The organism is Ideonella livida (genome assembly GCF_010499455.1).
GTDB classification, from domain to species: domain Bacteria; phylum Pseudomonadota; class Gammaproteobacteria; order Burkholderiales; family Burkholderiaceae_C; genus Ideonella; species Ideonella livida.
Genome location: NZ_JAAGOH010000021.1, coordinates 78370 through 86496 on the forward strand (window position 1 = coordinate 78370; position 8127 = coordinate 86496).

An 8127-nucleotide genomic window follows, 5' to 3' on the forward strand; every position below is an offset into this window, starting at 1 on the left:
CCGCCCGTGCCAGGGGCCTGCGCCCGCGCCGGCGCGGGCCGCGCCATGGCCCGGGGGCCCATGCCCTGGCGCCTGCTGCCGCGCTGCTGCCCGCCGACTCTGAAAGCTCCGCGATGAACCGCCTTCTGCCCCGCGCCCTGATGGCGCCGGCCATCGGCACGCTCTTCCTGTGGATGATCGTGCCGCTGGTGATGACGCTGTACTTCAGCGTGATCCGCTACAACCTGATGCAGCCCGATGTGACGGGCTTTGCCGGGCTCGAGAACTTCGAATACTTTCTCACCGACCCGTCCTTCACGGTGTCGGTGCTCAACACCCTGCTGCTGCTGGGCAGTGTGATCGCCATCACCACCGTGCTGGGCATCGGCATCGCCCTGCTCATCGACGAGCCTTTCCCGGGCCGGGGCCTGGTGCGCGTGCTGCTCATCTCCCCGTTCTTTGTCATGCCCACGGTCAATGCGCTGCTGTGGAAGCACATGATGATGAACCCCATCTACGGCGTGCTGGCCCAGGTGTGGCAGTTCTTCGGTCTGGCGCCGGTGGACTGGCTGACCGACTGGCCACTGCTGTCCATCATCATCATGATCAGCTGGCAGTGGCTGCCCTTTGCCACGCTGATCTTCATCACCTCGCTGCAGTAGCTCAACCGTGAGCAGCTGGAGGCGGCCCGCATGGACGGCGCCAACTACCTCCAGCAGCTGCGCTACATGGTGCTGCCGCACCTGGGCCGCTCGGTGGCGGTGGTGGTGATGATCGAGCTGATCTTCCTGCTCTCTGTCTTCGCCGAGATCTTCACCACCACCGGCGGTGGCCCGGGCGACGCCAGCACCAACGTGGCCTTCCTGATCTTCAAGCAGGCGCTGCTGAACTTTGATGCGGGCGTGGCCTCGGCCGGCGCGCTGTTCGCGGTGGTGCTGGCCAACATCGCGGCGGCCTTCCTGATCCGCCTGGTCGGCAAGAGCCTGGACTGAACCCACGAGGCGCAACCCATGAGCCAACCTAACCGTTTCCCCCTGGCCCTGGTGATCCGCACCGTGGTGGCCTGGGCCGTCACCCTGCTGCTGTTCTTCCCGCTGGGCTGGCTGTTCCTGACGGCCTTCAAGACCGAGCTGCAGGCCATCAACGTGCCGGCGCTGGTGGTCTTCACCCCCACGCTGGAGAACTTCCACGAGGTCCAGGAGCGCAGCGACTACCTGCTGTACGCCACCAACTCGCTCATCACCAGCGTGGTCTCCACCCTGCTGGGCCTGGCGATTGCGGCGCCGGCGGCCTACTCCATGGCCTTCTTCCGCAGCAAGCGCACCAAGGACATCCTGATGTGGATGCTCTCCACCAAGATGATGCCCGCCGTGGGCGCGCTGGTGCCCATCTACGTGCTGGCGCAAAAGAGCGCGCTGCTGGACACCCGGCTGGGCCTGATCATCGTCTTCACGCTGAGCAACCTGCCCATCATGGTGTGGATGCTGTACTCCGCCTTCAAGGACATCCCGCACGAGATCCTGGAGGCCGCCCGCATGGACGGCGCCACCCTCTGGCAGGAAGCCACCAAGGTGCTGCTGCCCCTGGGCATGGGCGGCCTGGCCTCCACCGGCCTGCTGTGCCTGGTGCTGAGCTGGAACGAGGCCTTCTGGAGCCTGAACCTGGGCGCGGCCAAGGCCGGCACCCTGGCCACCCTGATCGCCAGCTACTCCAGCCCCGAGGGCCTGTTCTGGGCCAAGTTGTCGGCCGCCTCGCTGCTGGCCGTCGCCCCCATCGTCGTCTTCGGCTGGTTCAGCCAGAAGCAACTGGTTCAAGGCCTGACCTTCGGCGCCGTCAAGTAATTCGAGGACACCTCCCATGGCATTCCTGCAACTCCAGGGCATCCAGAAGCACTTTGGCCCGGTGCACACCATCAAGGGCATCGACCTGACCATTGAGAAGGGCGAGTTCATCGTTTTCGTCGGCCCCTCGGGCTGCGGCAAGTCCACCCTGCTGCGCCTGATCGCCGGCCTGGAAACCATCTCCGAAGGCGCGCTGCGTCTGGACGGGCGTGACATCACCCACGCCCCCTCCTCCAAGCGCGATCTGGCCATGGTGTTCCAGAGCTACGCGCTGTACCCGCACATGAGCGTCTACGAGAACATGTGCTTCGCGCTCAAGCTCGCCAAGGTGGACCCGAAGGTCATCGACGAGAAGGTGCAGAAGGCGGCGCAGATCCTCAACCTCACGCCTTACCTGCAGCGCACGCCCAAGGAACTCTCGGGCGGCCAGCGCCAGCGCGTGGCCATTGGCCGCGCCATCGTGCGTCAGCCCAAGGTCTTCCTGTTCGACGAGCCGCTGTCCAACCTGGACGCCGCGCTGCGCGGCCAGACCCGGGTGGAGATCGCCCGCCTGCACCGCGAGTTGGGCGCCACCACCATCTACGTCACCCACGACCAGGTGGAGGCCATGACCCTGGCCGACCGCATCGTCGTGCTCAAGGACGGCCTGATCGAGCAGGTGGGCACCCCGCTGGAGCTGTACGACCGGCCCGCCAACCAGTTCGTGGCCCAGTTCATCGGCTCGCCGCAGATGAACGTGGTGCCCGCCGCCCAGCTGCCCGCGGGCGCCGGCGTGCCGGCCGGCGGCTTTGTGGGCCTGCGCCCCGAGGCCGTCACCCTGCAGGCCGCTGCCCAGGCCCGCGACGGTGGCCTGCCCGGCACCGTGGACCTGGTCGAGGCGCTGGGCGCCGAGACCCTGATCTACGTCAGCACCGACAGCGGTGCGCAAATCGTGTCACGCCAAGCCAGCCGCAGCACCTTGCACAACGGCGACCGTGTGGGCGTGTTCCTGGACCTGGACCAGGCCCACCGCTTCGACGCGCAAGGCCGCGCCGTGCGCGGCGCCTGAACCGCCAACGCCGGGGAGAGACCGCATGAGCTTCCGACTCGACGGCCAGGTGGCCGCCATCACCGGCGCCGCCTCCGGCATCGGCCTGGCCACCGTGCGCGCCCTGCTGGGCGCGGGCGCCCGCGTGGTGCTGGTGGACCGCGACGCCGCCGCCCTGACCCGCTTGCAGGCCGAGCTGGGCCCCGACGCCCTGCCGCTGGTGCTGGACCTGCTGGACCCCGCGCAATGCGCCCGGCTGCTGCCCGGCGTGCTGGCGCTCACCGGTGGGCGGCTGGACATCTTCCATGCCAACGCCGGCCTCTATGTGGGCGGCGACCTGGTGGAGGCCTCGCACGAGGCCATCGACCGCATGCTGCAGCTCAATGTGGGCGTGGTCATGAAGAACGTGCGCGACGTGCTGCCGCACTTCATCGCCCAGGGCCGTGGCGACGTGCTGGTCACCAGCTCGCTGGCCGCGCACTTCCCCACCCCCTGGGAGCCGGTCTACGCCTCCTCCAAGTGGGCCATCGACTGCTTTGTGCAGACCACACGGCGCCAGGTGTTCCAGCACGGCATCCGTGTGGGCGCGCTCTCTCCCGGGCCGGTCATCACCGCCCTGCTGGCCGACTGGCCCGCCGAGAAGCTGGCTGAGGCCAAGGCCAAAGGCAGCCTGATCGACCCCGCCGAAGTGGCCGAGGTGGCGCTGTTCATGCTCACCCGGCCGCGCGGCATGACCATCCGCGACGTGGTGATGCTGCCCACCCATTTCGACCTCTGAACACACCATGAACGTCATCCTGCACCTGGGCCTGGGCTCCTTCCACCGCGCCCACCTGGCCGTCTACCTGCACGCCCTGCGCCAAAGCGGCGACACCTCCTGGCACATCGCTGCCGGCAACACCCGGCCCGACATGGCCGAGACCGTGGCCGCGCTGGCCGCCCAGGGCGGCGCCTACACGCTGGAGACCATCTCCCCGCAGGGTGAGCACCGCTATGAGCGCATCACCGCCATCCAGGAGGTCATCGGCCACACGCCCGACCTGGCCGGCCTGATCGCCCGCGGCGCCCATCCCGACACCCGCATCATCAGCTTCACCGTCACCGAAGCCGGCTACTACCTGGACGCCAAAAACCAGCTGGACGTGGCCACCTTCGCGGACCTGCGCGCCGACATCGACGCCGCCCGCCAGGGCCGGCCCGGCCCGACGATCTATGGCGCCCTGACCGCCATCCTGCGCGCCCGCCAGGCCGCCGGTGCCGGCCCCGTCACCCTGCTGAACTGCGACAACCTGCGCCACAACGGCGACCGCTCGCGCGCCGGCCTGCTGCAGTTCCTCGACCTGATTGGCGACGCCGACCTCAAGGCCTGGGTGGAGGCGAACACCGCCAGCCCCAACGCCATGGTGGACCGCATCACCCCCCGCCCCACGCCGGCCGTGCGCGCGCGCGTGCTGGCCGCCACCGGCGTGGACGACCCCGCCGCGCTGATGGGCGAGAGCTTCATCCAGTGGGTGATTGAAGACCGTTTTGCCGCCGGCCGCCCCGGCTGGGAGGCCGTGGGCGTGGAGATGGTGCAGAGCGTGGACGCGTATGAAGAGGCCAAGATCCGCCTGCTCAACGCCACCCACAGCTGCATCGCCTGGGCCGGCACATTGATCGGCTTTTTGTACATCCACGAAGGCACGCTGGACGCCGAGATCCGCCAGATGGCGTTCAACTACGTCACCGACGACGTCATCCCGGTGCTGGACACCCCCGAGAAGCCCTGCCCGCTGAACCTGGCCCAGTACCGCGACGTGGTGCTGGACCGCTTCTCCAACCCCGCCATCCAGGACACCAACCAGCGCGTGGCGATGGACGGTTTCAGCAAGATCCCTGGCTTCATCGCGCCCACCTTCCGCGAGCGCCTGGCGCGGGGCGAAACCATCGACAGCGTGGCCATGCTGCCGGCGCTGTTCCTGGCCTACCTGCAGCGCTGGCACGCCGGCCAGATCCCCTACACCTACCAAGACCAGGCCATGGACCCGGCCGTGGCCCACGCCATCTGCGACGCCGCCGACCCGGTGGCCGCCTTCTGCGCCGATGCGCCGCTGTGGGGCCCGCTCGCCGGTGATGCCCGCCTGGTGGACGCCGTGCGCCGCGCCAGCGCCCGGGTGGCCGAGTTCGTGGCCCGCCGCACGCCGGCCTGAACCTGACCGGCCCCGTTCCGGACCCCGCCGGAGCCCACCATGAGCAGCCGCACCCTCGCCCGCCCCGTGCCCCGCCAGCGCCAACCGGAGCTGGAGCATGACTTCGCCCGCAGCCCGGCCCTGGGCTACGAGGCGCCGGAGGACGTGGGCTTCATCCGCTGCCTGGGCCACGGCTTTCCCACGCCGCTGGCCCGCTGGCACCACCACGACGAGTACGAGCTGCACCTCATCGTGGCCACCTCCGGCAAGGCCTTTGTGGGCGACTGGATCGGGCCCTTCCAGCCCGGCCACCTGGTGCTCACCGGGCCGCGCCTGCCGCACAACTGGGTCTCCATGGACCTGCCCGAGGGCGGCGTGGACGAGCGCGACCTGGTCATCCAGTTCACCCACGAACCCCTGGCCGCCGCCGCCCAGCACATCCCCGAGCTGGCCGAGGTGCTGCCCATGCTGGAGCGTGCCCGCCACGGCATCGAGTTCTTCGGCCTGGGTGAGCAGGCCGAGACGCAGTGGCGGCGCATCAAGGGCGCGCGCGGCCTGGCCCGCTTCGCTGCCTTTGCCGACCTGTTGGCGCTGCTGGCCCGCTGCACCGACTACCGCCTGCTGTCCAACGTGCAGATGCAGAGCAGCGACGACGACTCGCAGCTCGACCAGATCAACGCCATCGTCCAGCGCATCACCGACAACGTCGCGCAGTCCCTCTCGGCCGGCGAGCTGGCCGCCGAGCTGGACATGAGCGAGAGCCGCTTCTCGCGCTTCTTCCGCCGCGCCACCGGCAACACCTATACCGACTTCGTCAACCGCGTGCGCGTCAACCGCGCCTGCCAGCTGCTGATGGACAGCGACCGCCGCGTGACCGACATCTGCTACGAGGTTGGCTTCAACAACGTCGCCAACTTCAACCGCCGTTTCCTCGACATCAAGGGCATGACCCCCAGCGAGTTCCGCCGCCAGTCGGACCGCCGCTTCGGCCTGCCCCCCATGCCCGACCCCCGCGCCTGACCCCGCGCCCGCCCCCCTCCTGACGCCCATGTTCCTCGGACTCGACCTCGGCACCTCCGAACTCAAGGCCCTGCTGCTGGACGACCAGCACCGCATCGTCGCCACCGCCGGTGCCCCGCTCACCGTGCAGCGCCCGCAGCCCTTGTGGAGCGAGCAGGACCCCGCCGACTGGTGGGCCGCCTGCGAAGCCGTCATGGCCGAGCTGGGCGCCCGCCATGCCGACGCCCTGGCCCAGGTGGCCGGCATCGGCCTGTCGGGCCAGATGCACGGCGCCGTGCTGCTGGACGCCGCCGGCCACGTGCTGCGCCCGGCCATCCTGTGGAACGACGGCCGCAGCGGCGCCGAATGCGCGGCGCTAGAGGCCGCCTGCCCCGCGCTGCACGCCACGGCCGGCAACCTGGCCATGCCAGGTTTCACCGCGCCCAAGCTGGCCTGGGTGCGCCGGCATGAGCCCGACTGCTTTGCCCGCACCGCCCAGGTGCTGCTGCCCAAGGACTGGCTGCGCCTGCAACTTGGCGGTGAAGCGGTCAGCGACATGTCGGATGCCGCCGGCACCTTGTGGCTGGACGTGGCCCAGCGCCGCTGGTCGCCCGCGTTGCTGGCCGCCACCGGCCTGAGCGAGGCCCACATGCCGCGCCTGGTGGAAGGCAGCGCCGTCTCCGCCACGCTGCGCCCCGCGCTGGCCAGCCGCTGGGGCGTGGGCACGGCCCACGGCGCGGCGGTGGTCATCGCCGGCGGCGGCGGTGACAACGCCGCCAGCGCCGTGGGCATTGGCGCCGTGCGGCCCCACCAGGGCTTCGTCTCGCTGGGCACCTCGGGCGTCATCTTCCTCAGCAGCGACCGCTACCGCCCCAACCCGGCGCAGGCCGTGCACGCCTTCTGCCACGCCGTGCCCGGCACCTGGCACCAGATGAGCGTGATGCTCTCGGCCGCCAGTGCCATCCGCTGGGTGCGTGAGCTGATGGGCCTGGCCAGCGAGGCCGAGCTGATGGACCGCATCGCCACCCTCAGCCCCGCGCAGCGCGCCCAGGCCCCCCTGTTCCTGCCCTACCTCAGCGGCGAGCGCAGCCCGCACAACAACCCCCATGCCCAGGGCGTGCTGTTCGGCCTGACGGCCGCGCACGACGCCGCCAGCGTGGGCTACGCCGTGATGGAAGGCGTCAGCTTCGGCCTGCTGGATGGCTGGCAAAGCCTGGGCGCGGAGCCCGGCGCTGTTGCCCAGCTCTCGGTGGTCGGCGGCGGTGCGCGCAGCCCCCTGTGGTGCCAGCAACTGGCCAGCCTGATCGGCGTGCCCCTGGTCACCCACCCCGGCGGCGAAGCCGGCGGCGCCCTGGTCGCCGCGCGCCTGGCCTGGCTGGCCTGCGGCGGTCCGCTGGACGCCGTGTGCCTGACCCCGCCCGTGGCCCGCCGCTTCGCGCCCGACGCCGCCCAAGCCGCCGAGCTGGCCCCGCGCCGCCGGCGCTGGCAAGCCCTCTACCCCCTGCTGCAGCCGCACTTTCCCCAAGCCTGACCCGCGGCGGACCTGGCGCCGTCAAGCCCCCGGCCGGCCACGCCCCCGCACTGTGGCGTGCCGTTCACAAGGGAGAACCCGCAAAAACGGCCTCTCCCGCTGCATCCGGCCTGAAATCCGGGCCCCCGCCCCGCCGCCAAACGCCGACGATCGGCGCCCAGCAGCGGTCGGGAGGCCGCCAAACGTTCAATTTCGCGCAGATCCTTTCACGTTGTCGTGAATAGTGCGCAAAAAGGTACTGAAACGCACCTGAAACCGACGGCTCGATGCTAGGGAACATCCGGATCCCGCAAGCGCTTTGGTTTCTCTACATTAATAACTCAGCAAGGTTTATTTATAGGCCTCGCCTGTTGGACCGCTCCCCACCGCGCGCCCAGATCCGGCCGCGACAACACCCACTGGAGACACCCTGATGACCCGTCTGACCCTGATCGCCGCCGCCGCCCTGGCCCTGTCCGCCCCCGCCTTCGCCGCCACCGGCGTCAGCGCCAACATGGAACTCGACACCGGCGTCCAGAACATCAAGTCCACCGGCGCCAAGGGCTCCTACCAAGCCGGCCGCGTCGAAGTCAACTTCACCGG

General features: G+C 70.0%; 6 protein-coding genes and 1 pseudogene. All 7 read left to right on the forward strand.

Annotated elements, in window-relative coordinates:
• Window positions 1-113 precede the first annotated feature (113 nt).
• The 7 genes and pseudogenes from G3A44_RS16320 (at window position 114) to xylB (ending at window position 7545) form a co-directional block, all read left to right on the forward strand.
• Window positions 114-971 (forward strand): annotated as a pseudogene (locus G3A44_RS16320) (carbohydrate ABC transporter permease).
• 18 nt (window positions 972-989) lie between these two features.
• A complete protein-coding gene (locus G3A44_RS16325) occupies window positions 990-1820 on the forward strand; it encodes a carbohydrate ABC transporter permease (protein ID WP_163458809.1) in 831 nt (276 codons plus the stop codon).
• Between the two features lie 16 nt (window positions 1821-1836).
• Window positions 1837-2868 carry an ABC transporter ATP-binding protein gene (locus G3A44_RS16330; protein ID WP_163458810.1) on the forward strand — a complete coding sequence of 344 codons (1032 nt, stop codon included), beginning with the start codon at window positions 1837-1839 and terminating at the stop codon, window positions 2866-2868.
• A 25-nt stretch (window positions 2869-2893) separates the two neighbouring features.
• Window positions 2894-3625, forward strand: coding sequence for an SDR family oxidoreductase (locus tag G3A44_RS16335; protein WP_163458811.1), 732 nt, complete (start codon window positions 2894-2896; stop codon window positions 3623-3625).
• A gap of 7 nt (window positions 3626-3632) precedes the next feature.
• Complete coding sequence (dalD, locus tag G3A44_RS16340) at window positions 3633-5036, forward strand: D-arabinitol 4-dehydrogenase (RefSeq protein ID WP_163458812.1); 1404 nt, start codon at window positions 3633-3635, stop codon at window positions 5034-5036.
• A 39-nt stretch (window positions 5037-5075) separates the two neighbouring features.
• On the forward strand, window positions 5076-6035 hold the full coding sequence (locus G3A44_RS16345) for an AraC family transcriptional regulator (protein WP_163458813.1): 960 nt from the start codon (window positions 5076-5078) through the stop codon (window positions 6033-6035).
• A 28-nt stretch (window positions 6036-6063) separates the two neighbouring features.
• Window positions 6064-7545 carry a xylulokinase gene (xylB, locus tag G3A44_RS16350; RefSeq protein WP_163458814.1) on the forward strand — a complete coding sequence of 494 codons (1482 nt, stop codon included), beginning with the start codon at window positions 6064-6066 and terminating at the stop codon, window positions 7543-7545.
• Window positions 7546-8127: the final 582 nt, after the last annotated feature.